The 24,977-nt window shown below is 34.0% G+C and carries 22 protein-coding genes; 17 read left to right on the top strand and 5 right to left on the bottom strand.

Annotated elements, in window-relative coordinates; translation table 11 throughout:
* Nucleotides 1–191 precede the first annotated feature (191 nt).
* From Q4496_RS00670 to Q4496_RS00635, 8 genes are all read left to right on the top strand, one after another.
* On the top strand, nucleotides 192–539 hold the full coding sequence (locus tag Q4496_RS00670; RefSeq protein ID WP_215972928.1) for a hypothetical protein: 348 nt from the start codon (nucleotides 192–194) through the stop codon (nucleotides 537–539).
* Nucleotides 540–646: 107 nt separating this feature from the next.
* Nucleotides 647–1,288 (top strand): NTP transferase domain-containing protein, encoded by a 642-nt coding sequence (locus Q4496_RS00665; RefSeq protein WP_215972927.1) that lies wholly within the window; start codon nucleotides 647–649, stop codon nucleotides 1,286–1,288.
* A gap of 354 nt (nucleotides 1,289–1,642) precedes the next feature.
* Nucleotides 1,643–2,143, top strand: coding sequence for a GNAT family N-acetyltransferase (locus Q4496_RS00660; protein WP_215972387.1), 501 nt, complete (start codon nucleotides 1,643–1,645; stop codon nucleotides 2,141–2,143).
* 544 nt (nucleotides 2,144–2,687) lie between these two features.
* A complete protein-coding gene (locus tag Q4496_RS00655) occupies nucleotides 2,688–5,936 on the top strand; it encodes a S41 family peptidase (protein WP_215972388.1) in 3,249 nt (1,082 codons plus the stop codon).
* Between the two features lie 406 nt (nucleotides 5,937–6,342).
* Nucleotides 6,343–6,894 (top strand): DUF2058 domain-containing protein, encoded by a 552-nt coding sequence (locus Q4496_RS00650; RefSeq protein ID WP_215972389.1) that lies wholly within the window; start codon nucleotides 6,343–6,345, stop codon nucleotides 6,892–6,894.
* Nucleotides 6,895–7,036: 142 nt separating this feature from the next.
* Complete coding sequence (locus tag Q4496_RS00645; RefSeq protein ID WP_215972512.1) at nucleotides 7,037–7,174, top strand: hypothetical protein; 138 nt, start codon at nucleotides 7,037–7,039, stop codon at nucleotides 7,172–7,174.
* A gap of 252 nt (nucleotides 7,175–7,426) precedes the next feature.
* Nucleotides 7,427–8,002, top strand: coding sequence for an elongation factor P-like protein YeiP (gene yeiP, locus Q4496_RS00640; protein ID WP_215972390.1), 576 nt, complete (start codon nucleotides 7,427–7,429; stop codon nucleotides 8,000–8,002).
* 34 nt (nucleotides 8,003–8,036) lie between these two features.
* Nucleotides 8,037–8,984 carry a M14 family metallocarboxypeptidase gene (locus Q4496_RS00635; protein ID WP_215972391.1) on the top strand — a complete coding sequence of 316 codons (948 nt, stop codon included), beginning with the start codon at nucleotides 8,037–8,039 and terminating at the stop codon, nucleotides 8,982–8,984.
* A 720-nt stretch (nucleotides 8,985–9,704) separates the two neighbouring features.
* Here Q4496_RS00635 and Q4496_RS00630 read toward each other — a convergent pair.
* From Q4496_RS00630 to Q4496_RS00620, 3 genes are all read right to left on the bottom strand, one after another.
* Entirely contained in the window at nucleotides 9,705–10,301 is a 597-nt protein-coding gene (locus Q4496_RS00630) for a 3'-5' exonuclease (RefSeq protein WP_215972392.1), read from the bottom strand.
* 133 nt (nucleotides 10,302–10,434) lie between these two features.
* The gene (locus tag Q4496_RS00625) at nucleotides 10,435–10,740 is read right to left on the bottom strand and encodes a DUF962 domain-containing protein (RefSeq protein WP_215972393.1); all 306 of its coding nucleotides are present in this window, start codon (nucleotides 10,738–10,740) and stop codon (nucleotides 10,435–10,437) included.
* Between the two features lie 125 nt (nucleotides 10,741–10,865).
* On the bottom strand, nucleotides 10,866–11,114 hold the full coding sequence (locus Q4496_RS00620; protein WP_215972394.1) for a DUF3297 family protein: 249 nt from the start codon (nucleotides 11,112–11,114) through the stop codon (nucleotides 10,866–10,868).
* Between the two features lie 591 nt (nucleotides 11,115–11,705).
* On the opposite strand from Q4496_RS00620, the gene Q4496_RS00615 reads away from it, so the two are divergent.
* From Q4496_RS00615 to Q4496_RS00580, 8 genes are all read left to right on the top strand, one after another.
* Nucleotides 11,706–13,493: an ABC transporter ATP-binding protein/permease gene (locus Q4496_RS00615; RefSeq protein WP_215972395.1), complete on the top strand. Its 1,788-nt coding sequence runs from the start codon at nucleotides 11,706–11,708 to the stop codon at nucleotides 13,491–13,493.
* 96 nt (nucleotides 13,494–13,589) lie between these two features.
* The gene (locus Q4496_RS00610) at nucleotides 13,590–14,180 is read left to right on the top strand and encodes a DUF1415 domain-containing protein (RefSeq protein ID WP_215972396.1); all 591 of its coding nucleotides are present in this window, start codon (nucleotides 13,590–13,592) and stop codon (nucleotides 14,178–14,180) included.
* 15 nt (nucleotides 14,181–14,195) lie between these two features.
* A complete protein-coding gene (locus Q4496_RS00605) occupies nucleotides 14,196–14,840 on the top strand; it encodes a LysE family translocator (protein ID WP_303609756.1) in 645 nt (214 codons plus the stop codon).
* A 118-nt stretch (nucleotides 14,841–14,958) separates the two neighbouring features.
* Entirely contained in the window at nucleotides 14,959–15,792 is an 834-nt protein-coding gene (locus Q4496_RS00600; RefSeq protein ID WP_215972398.1) for a hypothetical protein, read from the top strand.
* A gap of 32 nt (nucleotides 15,793–15,824) precedes the next feature.
* Complete coding sequence (locus Q4496_RS00595) at nucleotides 15,825–16,709, top strand: glucosaminidase domain-containing protein (RefSeq protein ID WP_215972399.1); 885 nt, start codon at nucleotides 15,825–15,827, stop codon at nucleotides 16,707–16,709.
* A gap of 129 nt (nucleotides 16,710–16,838) precedes the next feature.
* Complete coding sequence (locus Q4496_RS00590; RefSeq protein ID WP_215972400.1) at nucleotides 16,839–17,129, top strand: hypothetical protein; 291 nt, start codon at nucleotides 16,839–16,841, stop codon at nucleotides 17,127–17,129.
* Between the two features lie 245 nt (nucleotides 17,130–17,374).
* Nucleotides 17,375–17,935 carry a CBS domain-containing protein gene (locus Q4496_RS00585; protein WP_303609755.1) on the top strand — a complete coding sequence of 187 codons (561 nt, stop codon included), beginning with the start codon at nucleotides 17,375–17,377 and terminating at the stop codon, nucleotides 17,933–17,935.
* A gap of 1,030 nt (nucleotides 17,936–18,965) precedes the next feature.
* A complete protein-coding gene (locus Q4496_RS00580; protein ID WP_303609754.1) occupies nucleotides 18,966–20,423 on the top strand; it encodes an NAD-dependent succinate-semialdehyde dehydrogenase in 1,458 nt (485 codons plus the stop codon).
* Between the two features lie 173 nt (nucleotides 20,424–20,596).
* Here the strand turns inward: Q4496_RS00580 and pyk are convergent, their stop codons facing one another.
* Entirely contained in the window at nucleotides 20,597–22,048 is a 1,452-nt protein-coding gene (gene pyk, locus Q4496_RS00575; RefSeq protein ID WP_215972403.1) for a pyruvate kinase, read from the bottom strand.
* Between the two features lie 80 nt (nucleotides 22,049–22,128).
* Nucleotides 22,129–22,977, bottom strand: coding sequence for a MurR/RpiR family transcriptional regulator (locus tag Q4496_RS00570; RefSeq protein ID WP_215972404.1), 849 nt, complete (start codon nucleotides 22,975–22,977; stop codon nucleotides 22,129–22,131).
* 528 nt (nucleotides 22,978–23,505) lie between these two features.
* Between Q4496_RS00570 and zwf the strand changes: the two genes are divergently transcribed.
* Complete coding sequence (zwf, locus tag Q4496_RS00565) at nucleotides 23,506–24,975, top strand: glucose-6-phosphate dehydrogenase (RefSeq protein ID WP_215972405.1); 1,470 nt, start codon at nucleotides 23,506–23,508, stop codon at nucleotides 24,973–24,975.
* The last annotated feature ends 2 nt before the right edge of the window (nucleotides 24,976–24,977 follow it).

Raw genomic sequence — 24,977 nt, 5'->3', positions numbered from 1 at the left:
TAATGATAGAAAGAATAACTGATTAAAACAAACTAGCGAAGCTTTTGTTGCTTTTATTAAATTGTAAATAAAAGTAAAGCTTAAGTTACTGTTTTTAATAAAATATAAAAATAATGTTTTATTTAGATTTTAATGTTAATCAAATGTATAATTAATCGCTTATTATATGTACTTTATTTTCGGAGTTTCAAGTGACAGAGTCAATGTCAAAACATGTAAAAATTGGTGATTGGATTTTCGAAGTAAAAATGGTCAGAGCATTAAAAGTTGATGAATATGGTAAGCCGTATTCAGCTATTGCTAATTGTAATATTAATGGTGATTCTATGTATATAGATGGCTTATTAACCCAAGAAGGGGAATGTATTACTCGCGAAGATCTGCAAAGTTTTAATGATTTTTGTTATCAAATAGGTTTAAAACATTGCTCATATCATAGGTATCAAAATGGTGAATCTATTACTAAAGATGTGTCGATTACCTCACCCAAAGAGCCCAAAATTAGTAAAACTGATAGCCGAATACATTTAGTAAAATAGATATTAAATAATTTGACTCGTTTTTCTATTTTTTGAGTGATATCTACTATCCGGTGCTATTGTATAATAGTACTACGTTTTTATTAATTTTATATTTAAAGTTGTTAATGGTTTCTGAACTTAAGCATAAAAAAATTGCTTTATTATTGATGGCTGCTGGAAGTTCATCACGTCTTGGACAACCCAAGCAATTAGTATTAATCGCTGAGAAAGATCAATTACCGCAAAGCTTATTGTGTAGGCAAGTATCTATGATGAATAGTATTTGCTTAACGGATAACACGAAAGCTTTTTGTGTCTTGGGTTGTCAAAGTGAAAAATTAATAGCAGATTTGGCTAGTTTAGCTTCTGCAGAAAACTTAACGTTAATTAAGAATAATAACTGGTCAAAAGGTCTATCAAGCTCTATCGCTAAAGGCGTAAGTGAACTAGATAATGATATAGATGCGGTACTTATCTTTCTGGTGGATCAATGGCAATTGACGGTTAATGATTTAACAAGCTTAATAAATGAATGGCGAAAAAAACCCGAAAAAATTCATATCGCGGGTGATGGGGACCACTTGAGTCCACCCGTTATTTTTCCACGGTCTTTCTTTAAGGAGCTTATCGTTTTATCTGGCGATGAAGGAGCTAAGAAGGTTCTTAAAAAAAATAGAGAATACGTCAATATAAAGAAAATGCCATTAGCATTTATTGATTTAGATACACCTGAACAGTTACAAGAATTGAATAGCAAAAATAGCTAGCATCAATTTAAGAGACTCTTGAAAAGCCTATATTAAAAGCAGTACTAAAAACTAATTAAGAAGCAGCTAATGTTTTAAGTCATTTCAAATGGTTGATTTATTATATTATACCAATCTCACTAACTATGTGATCATTTCTACTTGCTAAAATCACCAACTACATCGTTATTTATTTAATAATTAGAACAACTCGTTATTGAAATAAATGCCTTGTATTTGGCAATTTTTTCTACATATAAATTTGTTCACCTAATTAATGAAACTGATATTATTTTGTTGATTTTAATTTGTTTTTTAGTTGAGTGTTATGCGCTCATCTATTCAGCATAATGTCTATGCGTATGGAGTATTTCAATGCAGCTTGAACTTTTATCTAAGCACCATTTACAGCCGTTATTTGATTTTGAGCTAGAAAATAGAGCATGGTTTGAATCATTAATTGAACCTCGAGAGAATAATTTTTATTCAGAGCAAGGTGTTGCACAACATATTGATGAAGAACTCGATAAAGTAATTTCTAGTACTGCGTTTTGTGGTTTACTTATTAAAGATAATGAAATTATCGCAAGAGCTAATTTAAGAGATATTAGTGCTAATAAAGCTTCTGTAGGTTATAGGGTTTCAAAACGATTTTTATCTCAAGGCTATGCCAGCCTCTGTTTAGCTTCGCTAATTGAAATTGCAAAAAAAGAATTTGGTGTTCAATACCTTGAAGCTAAGGTACTAGCAAATAATCCAGCTTCTAAACATGTATTATTAAAACAAGGATTTGAAATTATTGGTAATGTACCTAATTTTATTACATTAAATAATAAGTCATTAGCCTGTACAGAGTTTGGATTCAAATACACATAACAGGATAACTGGTCTCACTGGATTATGAGTTTTTAGCTACGCTTAATTACTTTACTTTAATCAGGAGTCTTTTATTTTTAGTACAGTTGTTAGTGTGGATTTAGCTAAAATTTTTCAAGTTTGTATTTTTGATACATAACAATCAGTTTATCGTTTAACACCATAAATTAAGGCGCACAATAAAACACTTTTTCGTCTGATGATTTTACATGGGCCATGTATTGGTTCTTTTGTCCTCGCCTTGAACCTTATTCTACTTAATTAAATAGTTTGGTTGCGGTTTCTCCTAGTAATATCTTTATTAGCTTTTATGTGTGATATATAAGAATAAATAAGACTAATGCATTGATAATTGGGATGGAATTCATGTCATAATGTCATCAATGATATACTATATCAAAATCATTCATGAATAATACAATGAAAAAAATCTGATAGCTTAGCTTCAATGTAATTAGGATTGATTTTTATGTATCAGAAATTTATTTGTTGAGTATTTAATAATAAAGTGTAAACAATATTTTAAGTTATTAAGGAAGTAACAATGGACAGAATAAAGTATATGTTGTCGGCTTTGGCTATGTTTGCCACGACAGCGACAGCGGCAGAGAAAAGCGAAGAATGGTTTTTACACAGTAGTATATCACCCGACAGTAAAACGATCGCATTCTCTTACAAAGGCGATATATACACAGTCCCAGCTAATGGCGGAACAGCCCGTCCTTTAACTATTCATAGCGACTGGGATGGCCATCCTATTTGGTCTCGTGATGGGAAACAAATTGCATTTGCAAGTGACAGAAATGGCAACTTAGATATTTATGTAATGCCAGCAAGTGGCGGAAAAGCAAAACGGTTAACTTATCATTCATCGAATGATATTCCACAAGATTTCAGCAAAGATGGCAAAGAAGTCTTATTTATCTCAAGCCGTATGGATTCAAAGCAATCAACGGTGTTTCCAACTTCTCGTTTAACTGAAAGTTATACCGTTTCAATAAAAGGCAGCACCCCTGAAATGCTTGCCACTATTCCAGCATCTGAGCTGCAGTATTCTCCCAATGGCAAACAAGTGCTTTATCGTGATGAAAAATCCTATGAGAACCAATTTAGAAAGCATGATGTTTCAGCTTTTGCCCGTGACATTTGGTTACAAGATCTTAAATCAGGCAAGCATCAGCAGTTAACCACATTTGAAGGTGGAGATCATAATCCTGTTTGGAAAGACAAAAACAGCTTTTATTATACGTCTGAAGAAAAGTCTGGCACTTTTAATGTTTGGCAAACAGACCTAGACGGTAGTAATAAAAAACAAGTAACTGCATTTAAAGAACACCCTGTTCGTAGTTTATCGATAAGTGATAATGGTACATTAGCTTTTGTGCATCATGGTAGTGTGTATACGAGTAAAAGTGGCTCAGTTGCTCATGTAAAAATAGCGATAGCTAATGATATACAAGAAGATGAATTACTCCCAATTTCTTTAGGTGGAAAAATTACTGAATATTCAGTATCGCCTGATGGAAAAGAAGTTGCCTTTGTCGCCCGTGGCGAAGTATTTGTTGCCAGTACAGAGTTTAAGACAACACGTGCCATTACGAATACACCGCAACAAGAGCGTTCAGTGTCTTTTCATAAAGATGGTAAAACACTTTTATACGCTGCAGAACGTGAAGGGTATTGGGGGTTATACGAAACAAGTATTACAAACGAATCTGAACCATACTTTTTTGCAGCAACGACGTTAAAAGAAGAAGTGGTTCATTTAGCTGACTCTGATAGCTTCCAACCCGTTTATTCTCCCGATGGTAAAAAAATAGCTTTCTTATCAAATCGTGATGAAATTCAGGTTATTGACCGTGAAAGTAAAAAGGTAAATGTTGCTTTAGGAAAAGAGCACAATTATTCCTACGCAGATGGTGACATATCGTTTGCTTGGGCACCTGACAGTTATTGGATGACCGCAAGTTTCTCACCACGAAGCCGATTATTTGTTAATAATATTGGGGTTTTCCCGTCAGACGGTTCAGCTCAGCCTAAAGATATTAGCTTATCTGGCTATAATAATGGTGCTCCAACCTGGCATAAAGATGGTGAAGCTGTGCTTTGGTGGAGTTCTCGTTTTGGTATGCGTGACCACGGTAGTTGGGGTCGTGAAGGTGATGTTTTAGCGGCATTTTTAACACAAGATAGTTACGATAAATTCCGTATGTCGAAGGAAGAATATGAGCTACAAAAAGAGTTAGAAACCAAAGAAGAAAAAGCATCGAATAAAGACCAAGAAGATAGCGCTAAAGAGACTAGCGAAGATACTGAAAAAGAGAAAGTTGAAGCGTCAAAAGTTGTAGATATTGAATGGGATAATATTGAACGTCGCACTGTTCGTCTTACTGTTCATTCTTCAAACTTAAGCGAAGCATACCTTACTAAGGATACTACCGCGCTATATTATTTAGCCCGCTTTGAGAAAGGTTATGATTTATGGCGTCAGTCTATTCGTGATAATAAAACAGAGCTAGTGGCAAAGCTTAATGCAAGATCGGCTAGTATGTCTTTTAGCGAAGATGGTAAAAAAATCTTTATTCTTGCAGACGGTCAGTTAAAGCAAGGCGATATTGGTGAAACCATCAGCTTAAAGCCAATTAGTGCTAATCCTGTTATGCAGCTGAAAACCGCTTCAGAGCGTGCTTTTATGTTTGACCATAGCTGGCGCGTAATCAAAGATAAGTTCTACCGTGACGACTTCCACGGCATAGACTGGGATGATGTTGGCAAATCTTACCGTCAGAAATTACCGTCAATTGGCCATGGTCGTGATTTTGCTAATATGTTTGCAGAAATGACAGGCGAATTAAATGCGTCGCACATAGGTTCATCTTATCGACCAAAATCAACAAGCACTAACGACAGTACAGGTCGTATAGGCTTATTTTTTGATTACAGTAAAGGCTTACTTGTTGAAGAGGTGCTGGCAAAAGGGCCATTCGATAAAGCGAATAGTAAAGTTAAACCTGGGGATAAGCTTGTCGCAGTAAATGGCGTTGAATTGACCAAAACACAAAACTTATACCAATTGTTAAATCATACAAATGGTAAACGTGTAAGGTTTACCTTTGAAAATGCTAAAGGTGATAGTTTTGAGGAAGTAATAAAACCAGTCTCCGGAGAAGAAATCAGTAATCTGTTATATGAACGTTGGGTAAGTACGCGAGAAGCGTTAGTTGAAAAACTCTCCAATGGTCGCCTTGCTTATGTTCACGTAAGAAGTATGAATGATCCAAGCTTTAGAGCGGTGTATTCTAGTTTATTAGGAAAGCATTTTGATAAAGAAGCGGTAGTCGTTGATACACGCTTTAACGGTGGTGGCTGGTTACACAACGACTTAGCTAAACTGCTTAGTGGGAATGAATATTTCACCATGCACGTTCGTGGTCGTAAATACGCTGGTGACCCTATAGATCAATGGAATAAACCATCGGTATTACTTATCAATGAAGGTAACTACAGTGATGCACATGCTTTCTCTTACACTTATGATGAATTGAATTTAGGTGATATTGTAGGTATGCCAGTACCTGGCACAATGACAGCAGTATGGTGGGAAACAGGTATATCTGGTGACTTTCGTGCAGGTGTACCACAAGTTGGTATGAAAGACACTAAAGGTAATTACTTAGAAAACAATCAAACTATACCTGATCACATGGTCAAAAATGATCCAGAATCATCTGCAAATGGTCAAGACAAGCAAATTGAGAAAGCTGTTGAAGTATTACTTAACAAATTAAAATAATAAGTTCTCATTTTATAAGCTTCATTAATATAAAAATCCGCGTTTATCGCGGATTTTTTATTACCTGCTACAAGCAATAAAACTTACTTGTTAAGCTAAGCTCGGCCTAACAAGTATTCTCTAGTAGTTATTTTTCCTGACTTATCGTTAAATTTATTTGCAATTGATGAGTTTTCCACAAGAAATTACAGAGTGATCGATCACAAAAACTTTGCTTAAATTAACCAAATTAATAGCATTGTAAAGATAGCCTTTAAGCTAAGAAAAAGCACTTGGTTTTGTTGTTTGTTTATAAGTTATTTAGTTTTATATTTGATCTTTTTATAATGGGATAAACTATCCAGGGGTTGTCTCATCATTTTTTATTGTTAGAATAAAGCATCAATAAATCTCAGTGAAAATTATAATGTCCTCACTTCAAGATCAATTACTTAATGCCGGTTTAACAACCAAACAAAAAACACGTCAAGCAAATGCTGATAAACGAAAAAAAAATAAGCAAAAGCGTAGTGGTGTGCAGCATGGTGCGTCTTTGCAAGAGCAAGTTAAGCAAGATTTAGAAAAAGCTAAAGCAGAGAAGCAAGAAAGAGATAATGCTTTAAATGAAAAGAAAAAACAGTTGCTTGCAGATAAAGAACAAAACTTACGTATTAAACAAATCTTAACGCACCACCAACTTACGCGTACTGATGGTGATAATGAATATAATTACACTTTTGGTAGTAAAATTAAAAAACTTTCTTTAGATTCTACTACGCATAAAGCATTGGTTAATGGACGCTTATCTTTGTGTGGTTTAGAAGATGTGACTTATATTGTTACTCGAGAAACAGCTGAAAAACTAGCTGAATTAGATAAGGACGTGATATTAGTACAAAATGATAAGGCAGTTGATGAACAAATAGACGAAGATGATCCTTATGCGGATTATCAAATTCCAGATGATTTAATGTGGTAATATCTTATTAATTCAGCATTATTTCTGATGTGAATATTTGTCATAGCTTAGTAATACTATTAATTCTGTAACTCACTATGTAATAATACATGTGTAGTAACCAATGTTGATGGGCTTTATGCTCTATGAGGATAGAAATAATATGTTATTAAAAACTGAGTTAAGTGTTGAAAGCAGTGATAATGATCAAAAAACTATACAACAACAACTAGCTGATGCAAATAATGAAATTGCTGATTTAAAGCTACAGTTGGCATGGTTAGAGCGCTCTTATGAATAACATTCGGTAACGAATAAAAATAAATTTTAAATCGAAGGCTAGTATATTTATTTATACTAGCCTTTTTTATTGGTTAAAATCTCAGATTTATATGATCTAATGTATGAAAGTTTACTTTTTATATTACGTTGCAGTGATAATTAATACTCATTTGTTTTATCGAATACTTGCATTACCCTGTGTTCGTGGTATTTTCTTTGCTAATTATCAACCCTATATAAATTTAATTATTCATTATTTAAGGAATTTTTCATGCCAAAGGCTAGCGAAATAAAGAAAAACGCAGCGATAGAGCACAATGGTAAAGTGTTAATAGTACGAGATATAACTCGTTCAGTACCTCAAGGTAGAGCAGGCGGTAGTTTGTATCGTATGCGTTTATATGATGTGGTTACTGGTGCAAAAGTAGATGAAACGTTTAAAGCAGAAGATATGCTGAATTTTGCTGATTTAAGTCGCCGTCCATCAATGTTTTCATATATCGATGGTGATGAATATGTTTTCATGGACAATGAAGATTACACGCCTTATAACTTACACAAAGATAGCCTTAGCGATGAACTTTTATTTATTAATGAAGAAACACAAGGTATGTCAATTATAATTGTTGACGATGTACCTGTTGCTGTTGACCTTCCTGCGAGTGTCGATTTGGTTATTACTGAAACTGATCCATCAATAAAAGGCGCATCGGCAAGTGCTCGTACTAAACCAGCAACACTTTCAACTGGTTTAATCGTACAAGTACCTGAGCATATTTCTACAGGCGATAAAATTAAAGTGAATACAAGTGAACATAAATTTATGGGTCGCTCAGATTCTAAGTAAGTTCACAAATTAAAGGTAAAGATAACGAGGTAATATGACTAATAATCTTGAATGCACCATTGGTACATTAGGCCAGAAGTGGGATGCAGCTGATAAAAAGCAATGGTTTGAGTTGCAAACAATAAAGCGTTCGTATCAAGATGAGGTTATTAGTAAAATTAATGCTTTATCTTCGCATTTTGATATTGTGCAATATGGGGCGTTGTCAGTTGATGAACAGCGCTACCCATTATTTGCATTAAAAAGCAAGCACTGGCAAAGTGATAAAAGTACAGTGCTAATATCAGGTGGAGTACACGGTTATGAAACGAGTGGAGTACAAGGCGCATTACGTTTTTTACAAAATGAAGCCGCTAATCTAGATTCAGACTACAGTGAATATTTTAATGTGTTAGTTGTTCCTTGTGTCAGCCCTTGGGGGTATGAAACGATTAATCGATGGAACCCTGATGCAATTGATCCTAACCGATCATTTTATCAAGGGAGTCCTGCCCAAGAATCTGTAGCCTTAATAGACTTTATTCAATCACTGGATGTTGATATTTTAGTGCACATAGATTTACATGAAACGACTGATACAGACAATACTGTTTTCAGACCTGCACTTTCAGCACGCGATGCAATTGAACAAACTGTTTGGAATATTCCAGACGGCTTTTATTTGGTTGGCAATACTCTTAACCCTCAAGCTCAATTTCAACAAGCGATAATTGATGCTGTTGAAAAAGTGACACATATTGCTCCAGCCGATGACAGTGGTAAGTTAATTGGGGTTGATATAGAGCAGTTTGGCGTTATAAATTATCCAGGCAGAGAGCTCGGTCTTTGTATGGGGTTAACTGATGCGAATTATGTTACTACAACTGAAGTTTATCCAGACAGTCCTAAATCTGATGCTGAAAACTGTATTCTTGCTCAAGTAGCGGCAATAACTGGCGCACTTGATTTTATTCTCAAAAATAATGATTCAATATCACGTTAAATTTTGATCTATTAGCCTAGTTATCTAGGCTTTTTAATTATTATCAGCTACTTTTTTAAGCACAATCTAAACATCTTTTTTAATTTATATTCTTTCAACAACTTTTAAATAGTCATTTGCTTATTATTTTGTGAGAGATCTCTTACATAGGTGTGAGATATATTGTCTTTTTTCTCATGATTTATTTCTACCTCAATATACCTCATTGATTTAATAAGGATTTATTTGTTTTTTGCTGTTGTCGATAAGCTCCAAGCGTAAACCTATTTATTCGTGTCGTCCTAAATTATATTTTTAAGTGTATTATTAGTCTTGTCAGGAAGACAGAAAGCAGGAAGCTTTTTATAAGTATTGCTAAAGTATGGATTGCCTAGGTAATTATTTATAAAGTAAGGATTACTAGAATTTTAAGGACGATTTAAGGGATAAATCAGGTGAATAGGATTCTACCAAAGGATAACGAACAAGGATGTGATCAATTAAGGATAATTGATATTAGGAAGATATTGCTTAGGAAGCACATTTAAATGGAATTAATCTCAAAATGATTGAGAATATAATTTGCAAGGAAGTAAAAGGATTTATAGCTAGGGACAATGAGTAGGGTTTTACTCAAAGGATATACTAAGGACAGTTTTTAAGGATGAATGAGAACACTAAATAAATGCAGGATGCATAACAAGCTAGTTAAAAAGTGCAGCCATTAAAGCTGCACTTTTTTTATGTGTTAATTTTATAATTTGTCATTAAAGCTTTTTGTACACAAATAGCGGAGTGCGCATCGTTTGCGGCATACAAAATCTGACTATTCTTAAGTGGGTAGGCACTCCAATTAGACTTCTGAGCACCTTTTCCTAGTCTTAATTTAAGTACCATTGCTACAGCAGCACGAGCTCCAACACTATTTTTTTCATCGGCTAAGTTTTTCAATGTAATAGATAGGTCTTGTGTATTTGCTATTTCAATATTTAGTTTATTACGTAGCTCTTTGTTATCATTTTTAATACCAAAACCTACTTTTTCTATTTTTGGATCACTCAATATCTTCCTAGCTGCTGCAACTGCAACAGGAAATCGTGTTGGAAAAAGGTAAGCTTTTTCTGGTGTTGATAACTGTATCAAGGTTGGACCTGGGCTTTTCTCACCTTTATTAAAGATTGGCTTACTTTCTGTATCAAAACCAAGGCATACTTCAGTTTGCAATTTTTTTAATGCATCATCAGCATCATGTTTGTTTTCAATGATGTTAATATCGTTAAGAGCAAGGCCTTTATACAAGGGCAGTTCTCTTATTTCTTCTTTAGTAGGGCGAATCATAGTTTTGCCTTTAATTGTTAACGCTCAGAAAATTTTTATTTTCGTTAAACTACTGTAGTTATCGGGGAAACTGTAGATAAAGAAGGATTAAGGAAATAGTGCTGATTTTAACTTTCGTTCAATATAAATTAATTTAAAACTTAATTTTACCCGTTAGTATATCTTTAAACATAACCCAGTCGCCTATTAAGCTATATATAGGATAAGTAAATGTAGCGGGTTTGTTTTTCTCAAAGCTGAAGTGTCCTACCCAAGCGAAGCCATAGCCAATGAGTGGGATATACCATAATAAGTGTAACTTGCTAGATATCGAAACATATAATATCAACAGAATAATGCAGCAAGAGCCAAAAAAATGTAGTCGACGACACATTACATTAGTGTGCTGACTTAAATAAAACGGATAAAATTCGTTAAAAGTTGTGTATTTTTTTGTCATTTTTTCTCGCCTTTAATTGTTGCACAATAGAGGGTAACTAGCCGAGTATATAAAGTAAAATAACAAAAAGCATATTAAGTTGCCAGGCAATAAGCTGACAACTTGTTATATGCTTTTATAAAAACTTATTTATAAAAAGCTTCAACAGTGCCTTTTAATTTTAGTAAAAGCGGTTGTCCACGGCGATCTAACGCTTTTGGTGAAGCAATTTTAACCCAGCCTTCACTAATACAATACTCTTCAACATCGTTACGCTCTTTACCGTTTAATCGAATGCCAATGTTGTGTTCAAAAATTTCTTCCACATGATGTGGGCTACGAGGATTACCTGAAAGGCGATCTGGTAAAGCGGGTAATGATTTAGTATCGCTCATATAATTAACCTAAATAAAATAAAAAGTACGTTATTTTAGACAATATCAACCTAGTGCTCAAGCACTTAGCATAGCTAAACATACTGAAAATATTCGAAATTTTTACTTGCATTTGTTGCTAACCTTGCTAATAGCATGGTTTATATAGATAAGTTTATATTTGAACTATTACTCTACCTACAAAGCTTTATAAACTTATTAGTATATAATTGAATGGGTAACCATATTTAAAATAATTGTTAAGTTAGTTTAAATCCGTTTAGCTTAGCTTCTAATCTAGAATTTATAGTCTATGAGGCAGGTCTTATTAGCGTTTTAACCGAGAATTAACACCGAATGAGTCAGAAAAAAAGATACTGACTTGATTAAAGGTAACCCTTCAATTGAATCTTTATATAAACAAACAGATAAAACATTGTATATAGCTAAAAAAAGTGAAATAACTAAGGTGACTTTGAACCACATAAGTATGGTGTTTTAGTGGCGTGCTTAAGTTATTGCAAGAATAAATAACTTATTTAAGTATTAGCGAGTGATAAACATGGCAAGTTGGCATAGAATGCCTGTAAACCACATTGATATTAATAGATTATGCGTCGCTCAAGCTATCCTGAACACGAAGTTACCACGCTAAATTGGAAAGCTTTTAAACTTATCCTACCGTATTTATTTGAATTTAAAACACGAATTGCTATAGCTTTTTGTTGTTTAATTTTGACAAAAATTGCGAGTGTTTATTTACCTTTTATTTTAAAGGATATTGTTGATACCTTAGACGCTAAAGCACCTGAAAATGCACAAGCTTTAGTTGTACCTATAGGGTTAGTGCTAGCTTATGGCCTTGTACGGTTATCTATTGTGGTCTTTGCTGAAATTCGCGACACTTTATTTGGGCGAGTAACCGAGCGAGCAATACGTCGCATTGGTTTGAAAGTCTTTCGTCATTTGCATCAACTTGATTTAGATTTTCACTTAAACCGTCAAACGGGTGGGCTATCTCGCGATATTGATCGTGGAACTTCGGGGATTAGCTTTTTAATGCGCTTTATGATTTTTAATATTGTACCTACCTTGCTTGAAATCGTTATGGTGGTGACTATTTTATTTATTAATTACGGTATCTGGTTTGCATTAATTACTTTAGGATCAATTCTTAGTTATATTGCTTATTCAGTATACGCAACAGAGTTACGAACACGTTATGTTAGAGCGGCCAATAAAGCTGACTCTTCTAGTAATACACGTGCTATTGATAGCTTACTTAATTATGAAACAGTTAAATATTTTACCAATGAAGATTATGAAGCGCAGGCGTACGACAAACAATTAAGTACGTGGGAACAAGCCAAAATTAAAAATCGCTTATCCTTGTTTGCTTTAAATGGTGGACAAGCGCTTATTATCGCTATAGCGATGACGTCAATGTTGGCACTTGCTGCGGTACATGTTAGTGAAGATAAAATGACATTAGGTGACTTTGTTCTGATTAACGCTTTTATGATGCAGTTATTTATGCCGTTGAATTTTTTAGGTTTTGTTTATCGTGAGATTAAAGGCTCGTTAGCGAATATTGAAAATTTATTTGGCTTATTAGATAAATCACCAAAAGTACAAGATTGCGTTGATGCAAATGAGTTAATTGTTGATCAAGCTGAGATTTGTTTTGATAATATCCATTTTGCATATAATAGCAAACGGCCGATTATTAAGGGTGTCAGCTTTAAGATAAAGGGAGGAGACAAGGTTGCCGTTGTTGGTGAAAGTGGCTCAGGAAAATCAACATTGGTTAAATTACTATTTCGTTTTTATGATATGAGTTCAGGCTCTATTAGTATTGATAATCAAGATATTAGCAAAGTGACACAACATTCATTGCGTCAAAACATCGGTATAGTACCGCAAGATACTGTGTTATTTAATGATACTTTATTTGCCAATGTGAATTATGGTAATCCAGACGCTAGTGCAGCACAAGTGATGCACGCTATAGAATTAGCGCACTTAACCAAGTTTGTAAATAGTTTACCTGATGGTATAGAAACTATGGTAGGGGAGCGAGGTTTAAAGCTTTCAGGTGGTGAAAAACAACGGGTTGCCATTGCACGTACTATTTTAAAAAATCCACAAATTTTGGTGTTTGATGAAGCAACATCATCATTAGATAGCCATTCAGAACAAGCTATTTTAAGGGCGATTAATGATGTTACCAAAAACCGTACAAGCTTGGTTATTGCCCATCGACTATCAACCATTATTGATAGTGATAATATTATTGTAATGAATGATGGAGAAGTTGTGGAGCAAGGAAGTCATCAACAATTGTTGGCCTTGCAAGGTAAATACAGCAAAATGTGGCAATTACAGCAATCTATTAACTAAAGAACTAGTACTCATTTGTTATTGAGTATTCACCGTATGATTTTACTGATATTCAGGATAAACTAGCGCGTATTTAGTTTAATTAGAATTACATTTATGCCTACAGGTAAAACGAACAGTTTGGACATTGGAAGTACAGATATACCTTCAGAAATTCAGGCGACTAAACAATGGCTAGAAGAAGTTATAATAGCGCTTAATTTTTGCCCGTTCGCTAAAAAAGAATTTGTGAATAACACTATTCATTATCATCATTCTAAGGCTGATCAAGTAAAGGCTGCTTTACATGAATTAATAGAGCAGTGTCGTTATTTACAAGCCCATGATGAAATAGAAACCACGCTAATTGTTTATAGTGATGGCTTTCGTAGTTTTGATCGTTATTTAGATTTGGTTGATTATGGTAATGATCTACTTGTTGAATCTGGTTTTGAAGGTCTGTTTCAACTGGCAAGTATGCATCCAGAATATTGTTTTGAAGGGGAAGATTATGATGATAGTAGTAATTTTACCAACCGTTCACCATATCCTATTATTCATATAATTCGCGAAGCGAGTATGGCTCGAGTTTTATCTGTTTATAATGAACCAGAAAAAATTCCTGAAAATAATATTGCGTTGGCCAATGAAAAAGGCAGTAACTTTTTTCAGGAAATACTTCAACGTATCCATTCGAAGCACCCTTAAGTAAATAGAACCAGTATGTCATATTTAGAACAGTTTTTTATTGTTGCAGCAGTACATTTACTTGCTGTTGCAAGTCCAGGTCCTGACTTTGCTATTATATTAAAGCAAAGTATTCGATACGATCGTCGAATTGCCATTTTTACAAGTTTAGGTATAGGTACCGGCATTTTATTACATGTTATTTATTCACTTGTTGGGGTAGGTGTGATTATTGCTAGTGATGAGCGCTTATTTACGGCTCTAAAATATATTGCCGCTAGTTACTTTTGTTACATTGCTTGGCACGGTTTACGCGCGAAAAAGCCTTTGAACACTGTAAATGATGTAAATGTTTCCATGCTGAGTGATGAGAAAAAACCTTCGGCAAAAAATGCTTTTTTTACCGGTTTTTTGATTAATGGATTAAATGTCAAAGCAACTTTGTTTTTTGTTAGTGTGTATTCAGTTGTTATTTCACCAGAAACACCATTTTCAATTAAACTTGGCTATGGTTTATATATGGCTGTCGCTACTGCAATTTGGTTTGTTTTTTTATCTTACTTACTAACCCACCATAAAATGAGAAATTTCTTACAAATAAAAGGTTACCTTATTGATCGGTTGATGGGTCTAGTATTATTGCTATTAGCGATACAAATTGTAGCCAGTGATTTGAGCTAGATAACATACCTCTGTCAACATTCTGTTTTATATTCGGGTATAATATCTAGCCATTTAATTCTTCACACGTATGTTAGTGATAAAATCTAACGATAAAAAGCATAAAAGGATCATTGTTTTGCCAGAAAAAATAACTATTGTACAAGTCGGCGGTAATATTGAAAGTGCCCTTAAAGGTGACTATCAAATTGATGTTAAAGGTATTTTTACCGAGGCATGGCAACAAACATTACAGTCTAGAATTTCAATGAATGTTGGTTTATTGTTTTCTGTGTTACTTGGTATGTTGGTTTCTTTTATTGGAAGCAATTATCTTGGTGGAATTGAAGCGGTATTAGCTGATCCTCAAGCAAGCATGTTATTAAATGTAGTTGTTACTGTTGCCGTCTGGCCTTTTCTTGGTGCTGTTGAAATGATGGGGGTATCACACGCTGTGGGGATGAAAACTCATGCGAAAATGATTTTTTCTTTTTTACAACGAGCAAGTTGGGTTGTGTTATGTGCTTTATTTACTTCGGTATTAATTAGCATTGGCTTTCAGTTACTTGTATTACCAGGTATATTTTTAGCGATAACATTATCGTTAACAATTCCTTTGGTAATTGAGAAAAAAATGACACCAATGAAAGCGATTATTTTATCTATTCAAACGCTACGTTTTAAGTTTTTTTCTTTACTCTATATTTATGTGGTTTTATTCCTCTCCTTAGTATTGTTATTTATGCCTTTAGCATTATTAATTGAATCAAGCTTCGCCCCATTAGGTATTATTGTTTTATTGATTGGTCTCTCATTTCTTGCTCCGCTTTATTATAATATTAAAGGGATCTTATACCGTGAAATCTTTGGTATTAGCATTGCAACTGATAAGTATGTCGGTAATCTGCAAGGTGTAACAAAAGTAGCGCCTAAAACGATTAAATCTGATTCAGATGATACATTCTCAGCCTAAGCTCAGTAAATTCAATAGATTATGGATTGTTTATGAAGATCACAATATTAATTAAAGTTGTATTAATATTATTTTTAATGCTTGCTTTGCTCGCTCCTTTCACCTTCTTGAAACCAACGGTAGTCGATATAACGATTGATGAGCCATTAACTAAAGTTATAACAAGTAAAGCAAAAAAAGCGCCAATAGAAAAAGTAATAGAGAAGCCTTTACATGAGGTGAAACTACCTGATTTTGGTGCGATTTTAGATATACAAACTAAAAAGAAAAAGTTTTTTGATTTTATAAAACCTGCTGTTATCAAGCAGAATAAAAAATTATTAGAAACTAGAGCGAAACTAAATACTTGGCTTGAACATGTTTCATTAGAATTACCTCTATCAGAGCAAGAACATCAAGAATTAAAGCGTTTAGTTAAAAAATATCGGGTTAATAAAAACGCTTCGACTTTGTCACAATTAAACGCTTTACTCTTGCGTGTAGACATTATTCCTATGCCTTTAGTTTTAGTACAAGCGGCAAATGAATCGGCTTGGGGCACTTCACGTTTTTCTCGTATTGGATTAAATTTCTTTGGAATTTGGTGCTATCAAGAGGGCTGTGGCATGGTTCCAAATAGTAGAAATACTGGTGCAAGTCATGAGGTTGCCGCTTTTCAAAGCTTAGATGAAGCCGTTACCCGTTATTTTGATAATATTAATTCTCATAATGCATATCGTGTGTTTCGAACTATTCGGTTTGAATTAAGATCACAAGAGCAGGAGTTAAATCCTGAAGTGTTAGCTACAGGCTTATTACCTTACTCTGAACGTGGTGTTGATTATGTTATCGACATTACCAAAATGCTTAGACAAAATGCACCTTTTTTAAGGGAGGAAGAAAAGGATGATTTGCCTGCTGAGCTTCTTGAAGGATAAATTTTACGGTCAGCTATAATATGAAGTATTTATTTCCTATTTAGTTTGACCGAATAACATTTATTTAGTGGTTGCAATTATATGAAAATTTATATTTACTCTTAATCTAAGTTAACTTAGTATGAAGTTATGAACTTAAATTACCTTTTTCGATATTGCGCCATTTTATTGGTATTAGTCACTGCATATAGTATTGCAGAGAATAAAAACGCCTTTGATATTGAAAATGCTGATTCTGCTATTGTTCACTTATCTATCGATAATAGTGAAGTAAACGACCAACCTACCGATGCATTACCTACAGTATCGGGTCTTTATCAAATCAACAAATATCATCCAGTACGTACTTTAAATAAAAGTACGTCGTTTGTTACCGCTACTCGTTTTGTAGCTCATCCTAGAGCCCCACCTATTTCATAATTCTTTATGCTGAAATATAAATAGACCTTATAACTTTAACTATTTTATTTAACAATAATCAATAGTGATAATGCTGTGTAAGCGACCTTCATATTTTTTAGCGTAGTCAAATTTTTTTATCAAACATACAACGAATTAATCAAATTGTAGTTATTATTGTGAAAATATAGTTATGATTTTGGTTGCTTCGTTCATAAAATTTATTGAATTATCTGTAGTAAATTAGAACAGATAAAGAGGCTATTATGAAAACACTTTCTCTTCTTGATTTAGACAAAATCGATCAAATTGCAACACCTGAACAGTTTCAAGATATAAATATGCATTCACCTGCAATTAATATTTTCACTGATTTTAATCAGCATAAACCCCTTATGGTTGACGCGAGTACGTTAGCTGTCGATGCAATAAAGTTAATGATGAAAGAACATGTTCATATGAAAATAGTAGTGACAGATGAAGATGAATTTTTAGGTGTTATCACCAGTAATGAAGTTAGCGAACAGAATATTATGGCAAAAATAGCACAAGGCTTTACACGCGAAGAGTTATTAGTGTCTGATGTTATGATTACCAGAGCGTCATTAAATGCATTTAACTTTGAAGAGCTGGAAAAAGCTAAAGTGAGTGATGTTATTGAAGCATTAAAACATTATAAAGTTCGCCATTGTTTGGTGCTCGATCAAAGTCATCATCATATTCGAGGGGTAATTTCATCTAGTGATATTGCTAGAAAATTAAAATTGCCAATTACTATCGATGTAGCAACATCGTTTAGTAAAATATTTAACTCTATAAATGATTAACTACTAGAACAGCCATACTGTTTTTATTTTAAATATAAAAACAGTATGGCTCGATCAATAACTTAAAAAGGTTCTATTCATTAGCACCTTTTTTATTTTTATTAAGTTAAATAACGGTATTTTAATATAAGTTGTTTACTTCACCATAATTAACCTATATACTTGCCGTGTTATTTACTCTCCTCTCGTTTATCTAACAGTTTACCTTCCACGGTAATCATTGTTTTGTCTTTCCCTTTCACAGTTAGTCATCACTCAAATTATTAAGCTTCAATTATTGTCTGAGTTATCGAGATATATTCTCGTATTGAGTTGATATTTATAAATATCGAAAAGTTTTCACACAATAATATAGCTTTTATTATTCATGCGTTTAAACGCAAATTAAAAGAGTTTTATTATGTCTTATACATATAAAGGTATGATTTATTCAATTAAATCACCTGTACAATCTATTTCAGTTAACAAAAATAATATTGTTGTTACTGATCAAAACGGTTCAAAATTAATTAAATTTACTAATGTAATCGATTCAAAATGTTTTTTAGCATGGATCTATAACAGTTAATAAATTTATAATTAATTTGTTAAGTTAATTAGTTTTTAAATTAATCGCCCCCTATAAAGAACACAAAGAACATATAACAAAAGAAGTATAGGTAATAGCCTTTTATCTATACTTCACCGGTTGTTCATGCTTACTATTCTTTTCCCTCAAGTAATCACTTAATCAAAATACTCGCTCACGAATCAGTAAGCCAGTTTCAATACCGCTAATATCTTAATAAGCAAGGTTATAGTTACCTCAATAACATTAAATTATTGTTAACTTATGATGGCTGAAATAAGCCGTGTTGTCAGTGCTCCAATTAAGAGTTTTTCCCCTGATTTATCTTAAGAAACGCAATAAACATATGCATCTAATGAAATGCTACTGGTAGACTTCTCTAAATAATTTTTATTGTACGTTATAATAACGGCTGTAAAGCATTATTTCTGCCATGTTATATTAGTTAAGGGGTCAAAAAGTATGCAACATTTAAACGATCGAAAATTAGTAAAATACGCTTCTTATATCAATGGCTGTTGGCACACAGGTATAAATGAAATAGAAATTTTGAATCCTGCTACAGGCAAGCAAGTGGCTAAAGTGTGTAATGCTGGCGTAATTGAAACTGAATTAGCGATACAGTCAGCTAAAAAAGCGTTAAAAGCATGGTCAGCAAAATCAGCAAATGAACGCTCTACGTTATTACGTAATTGGTTTGACTTAATGATGGAAAATCAAGATGATTTAGGTCGTATTTTAACTCTAGAGCAAGGTAAACCTTTAACTGAAGCTTTAGGTGAAATTGCTTATGGTGCTGCTTTTATTGAATGGTTTGCTGAAGAAGGTAAGCGAATTTATGGTGATACAATTCCTGCGTCATCAGGTGATAAGCGTATTGTTGTGATCAAACAACCAATCGGTGTGGTTGCTGCTATTACGCCATGGAATTTTCCTAATGCAATGATTGCTCGTAAGGCAGCAGCGGCACTTGCTGCGGGTTGTACATTTGTCGTTAGACCTGCAACACAAACACCTTTATCTGCACTTGCTATGGCAGAGCTTGCTGAAAGGGCTGGTATTCCAGCAGGTGTTTTTAATGTTGTTGTTGGTGATGATGCTCGTGGTATGGGAAAGGTGCTAACTGAGCATAAAGATATAGCTAAGTTTACTTTTACCGGCTCTACAGAGGTTGGTAAGTCGCTTATTAGTCAATGTGCCTCTACCGTGAAAAAAGTATCAATGGAGTTAGGTGGTAATGCGCCGTTTATTGTCTTTGATGATGCTGATATTGATGCCGCTGTTGCTGGTGCGTTAGTATCAAAGTACCGAAATACTGGTCAAACGTGTGTTTGTACTAATCGTATTCTAGTGCAGGAAAATGTATTAGTAGAGTTTACTGAAAAATTTATTGAAGCAGTCAAAGGTTTATCTATTGGGAATGGTTTAGATAAAGGCGTTACGGTTGGCCCTATGATCACAGCACAGGCAGTTAAAGATGTTAAAAAGCTTATAGATGAGTCTATTAGTCAGGGAGCAGAGATGTCTTTTGGTGATTATGATTTATCTATCGGCGAAAACTTTTTAGCGCCTATAGTACTTTCTAAAGTTACGAACGATATGCCAGTAGCGCATTATGAAATTTTTGGCCCAGTAGCACCAATTATTAGCTTTAAAGATGAAAGTGAAGCTATTAGTATCGCGAATGATACAGAATTTGGCTTAGCTGCTTATTTTTACTCTCGTGATATTGGTCGAATTTGGCGTGTTGCTGAAGGTTTAGATTTTGGTATGGTTGGTATTAACGAAGGATTGATTTCTAATGCAGCCGCGCCGTTTGGTGGTATGAAACAATCAGGTAATGGTCGCGAAGGCTCTAAGTATGGCTTAGATGATTATTTAGAAATAAAATACTTGTGTATGGGCGGTTTAGATAAATAGCGCAATTATGATCGTCAAATTGGCGTCGTGATTAATATAGTACTGAAAAATAAAAACAGCTAGTTTATAGAGTAAATCTATAATCTAGCTGTTTTTTTTATTAGGTTAGCTATTTAGTCTTAGTAACTGACCATTAGTATAGTAGCTAAAGACTAGTATTTAACTATTACTAATTAACTAAAGTGCTTTTCAGCAAGCGTTAATACTTTTAATGTATTTGAAGCGCCAACTGTTTCCATTAAGTCACCGTGGGTTAATATAATTTTATCGCCAACGGCCAACTCTGAGTTTTTACAAACAACTTTTAATAGATCATCACTTAATGCCTCAACACTGCTGTCAGTTGAATCAAAAGCAATAGGGTAAACGCCACGGTAAATAGCTGTTTTATTTAATGTTTTAGCATGGCGAGATAATGAATAAATAGGTAAGCCAGAAGTAATGCGAGACATTAATTTACTGGTTTGTCCTGATTCTGTTAATGCAATAATTGCAGTAACACCATTTAAGTGGTTTGCTGCATACATAGCAGAAAGGGCAACCGTTTCAGATATTTCATCGAAGGTTAGATCCATTCTGTGATTTGATATATTTACCGAACGGTGTTTTTCTGCACCGACACAAACATTGGCCATGGCCGTCACTGTTTCTACTGGATATTTACCAGCAGCTGTTTCAGCACTTAACATTACAGCATCAGTACCATCTAGCACTGCGTTTGCAACATCCATAACTTCAGCACGTGTTGGCATTGGTTGCTCAATCATGGTTTCCATCATTTGTGTGGCTGTAATAACAACACGGTTTAATCGACGAGAGCGAGCAATAATGTGTTTTTGTTTACCAACAAGTTCAGCATCACCAATTTCAACACCTAAATCACCACGAGCAACCATAACAACATCAGAGGCTAAAATAATACCATCAAGCACGTCATTGTCATTTACAGCTTCTGCACGTTCAATCTTTGAAACTAAGCGTGCATCACAGCCAGCTGCTTCTGCTAAAGAGCGAGCTTCTCGCATATCGGCAGCATCACGAGGGAAAGAAACAGCTAAGAAGTCAACATTGATTTTAGCGGCTAATTTAATGTCTTCTTTATCTTTTGCTGTTAATGCTGGAGCCGTTAAACCGCCACCTTGGCGATTAATGCCTTTATTGTTTGATAATGGTCCACCAACAGTTACTTCAGTAAATACTGAGGTATCTGAAGTTGATAATACTCTTAGTTGAACACGACCATCATCAAGTAATAAAATGTCATTTTCGTTAACATCTTGTACAAGTTTTTTATAATCAATGCCTACTTTTTCTTGACAGCCTTGGCCTTTCTCTAATGTTGCATCAAGTTCAAATTTATCACCAATAGCTAATTTAATAGGGCCATCTTTAAACGTAGATATTCGGATTTTAGGTCCTTGTAAATCACCTAAAATACCAACATATATACCTAATTCTTTCGCCGCTTCACGTACATTATTTGCTCTGTCAATGTGATCTTGTGGTACGCCGTGAGAAAAATTAAGTCTTACTACGTTTACACCGGCAGCAAGAACTGCTTTTAATTTTGCTTTATCATCAGTTGCTGGACCAAGGGTAGCAACAATCTTCGTTCTTCTAGGCATGTTAATCCTTATAACTTTTTAATGTGTCTAAAAATATATTTTATTTTGGTTTTTTCAATTTTTGTACAATGAGTTTACTATTAATCTTTTCGGTCGAATCGTGAGCTTCTTAGGCTATCTTTTACTTTCTTTAGGTTATCTCTAAACTTACTACCGCGTCTTAAAGTAAAACCTGTTGCAAGCACGTCTATCAGTGCTAATTGCGCTATCCTTGAAGACATTGGCATATAAAGATCAGTATCTTCAGCAACATCTACAGATAAAACAATACTGCATTCTTTAGCAAGTGGTGTGTCTTTAGTTGTGATCCCAATGACGGTAGCATCATTTTCTTTTGCTAAACTAGCAACCTCAACTAATGATTTTGTTCTTCCTGTATGTGATATCACAATAACAACATCACCTTGACGACTATTTATAGCACTCATACGTTGCATTAATATGTCATCAAAATAAACGACAGGAACATTAAAGCGGAAAAATTTATTTTGGGCATCATGAGCAACAATGGCTGAAGCACCTAACCCGAAAAACGATATTTTATTAGCTTGGGTAAGCACATCGACAGAGCGGTTAATCAAGGATGAATCTAAACTTTTACGTGCTAACTCAAGATTAGCCATAGTTGATTCAAAAATTTTATCGGTATAATCTTCAGCGCTATCATTTTCATCTACATGACGGTTAACATAAGGAGTACCGTTAGCTAAGCTTTGTGCTAAATGTAGTTTAAAATCAGGATAACCTTTTGTATCTAATCGACGGCAGAAACGATTGACTGTTGGCTCACTTATATTCGCTTGTTTTGCTAACGCAGCTATACTTGAGTGAATAACAGTATTGGGTGAAGAGAGTATAACTTCTGCCACTTTTCGTTCAGATTTACTTAGGGTGTCCAGCTCGTTAGTGATCTTTTCTAATATATTCATTATTTTGTGACCTTGGCCCTACTTATTACTAGCCACTTATTGGCGTGATAATATTGAAATTATATAACTAATAATAGTTACTGCATTATAACTGTATATGCTTACTGTAATTTATTTTCTTTTTTAGTAACATAAAAAATGAAATTTTATTTCATAAATTAACGTTAATATAATGTAAAACACAGTGACTTTGCAAATTTTTAATAAATAAAGCGAGATTTGATTTGTTTTGTTTGTAATATTAACGCATTAAATTCGAACAATCTTATAGTTCAGGTCAGTTTTTTAATATTTTTAGGCTTTTTATAAATAAAATGTAGTAAAATTACAGAAAGTTCTTTACTGATTAACACTCAAACGCTAAATTAGATGCATATGTAGCTAAGTTACAATTCTACTGTTTTATTTAAATTATGAGAGAGTCGTTGTATATGGGTGAGAATTTTACTGTTCATCATTCCCATGAAGTAAAATGATAGTTATCATCAGTATAATTGTACTGAGGTATTAAGAGGTCAGAGAGTTTTTATGAATAAATTAGATAGTCAATCTGCCAGTGAAATCGTTATTTTTGGTGCTTTAGGTGATTTATCTCGCCGTAAATTATTGCCGGCACTATATCAATTAGAAGCGTGTGGGTTAATTAATGAGAATAGCCGTATTGTTGGAGTTGCTCGCCCAACGCACGATTTAGATGAATTTAAAGCTTTTGTGCTAGAAAATATCAATACTTTTGTTAAAGAATCATTAGATGAGTCTGTGTTGGCCCGCTTTATGGCGCGTTTAGTTTATCAACAACTTGATTTAGTAAAAGTTGATGCCTACAAAGATTTAGCAAAAACATTATCAACTGGGAATGATACCCGTGTTTATTATTTCTCTACATCACCTGCCATTTACGGCAATATTTGTGACGGTTTGAATCATGCAGATCTTGTTACTGATAAAGATCGTGTGGTGATGGAAAAGCCAATTGGTCATTGCTTAGAATCTTCTAGAGTCATTAATAATCAAGTAGCCCGTTTCTTTAAAGAAAATCAAATTTACCGTATTGATCATTATTTAGGTAAAGAAACAGTTTTAAATTTGTTGGTTCTGCGTTTTGCTAATTCACTATTTACGACCAATTGGGATCGAAATAGCATTGACCATGTTCAAATTACTGTTGCTGAAAGTGTTGGTATAGAAGGGCGTTGGGGCTTTTACGACGAAGCTGGACAAATGCGCGACATGATTCAAAACCATTTATTACAAGTATTATCTCTGTTAGCTATGGAACCGCCTGCTGATTTAAGTGCAGAAAGTATTCGTGCTGAAAAATTAAAAGCGGTTAAAGCACTTTCCCCTATTGATCGTACTAATGTAAAAGAAAAAACAGTACGTGGCCAATATGCTGATGGTTATTTAAATGGTGTTGGCGTACCTGGTTATTTGAATGAAGAAGGTGCGAATACTAATAGTAAAACAGAAACCTTTGTTGCTATTAAAGCTGAAATTAATAATTGGCGTTGGTCAGGTGTACCTTTCTATTTAAGAACTGGTAAGCGTATGCCAGCTAAACATAGTGAGATAGTTGTTCATTTTAAAGAGCAACCACATAATATCTTCAAAGATAGCTACAGTGATTTACCTGCAAATAAATTAACTATTCGTCTGCAACCTGATGAAGGGGTTGAATTGCAAATGATGAATAAGATTCCTGGTATTGCTTCACAAATGAACATTCAGGAAAACAAATTAGATTTAAGCTTTAATGATACATATAAAGATCAACGTGTTATTGATGCTTATGAGCGCTTAATGCTTGAAGTTTTAAATGGTAACCAGTCGTTATTTGTTAGTCGCGATGAAGTTGAAGCTGCTTGGACATGGGCTGATAGTATTATTGATGCATGGAAATCAACGAATGAAGCACCTAAGCCATATGCTGCGGGATCATGGGGACCGGTTTCTTCTATTTCTTTAATTGCGCGAGATGATCGCCAGTGGGTTGAATAATC

The sequence above is a fragment of the Colwellia sp. 5_MG-2023 genome (assembly GCF_030547795.1).
Taxonomy (GTDB): Bacteria; Pseudomonadota; Gammaproteobacteria; order Enterobacterales; family Alteromonadaceae; genus Colwellia.
Note: the sequence above shows the minus strand (reverse complement) of the source record. Positions and strands in the feature narration are given on the sequence as shown.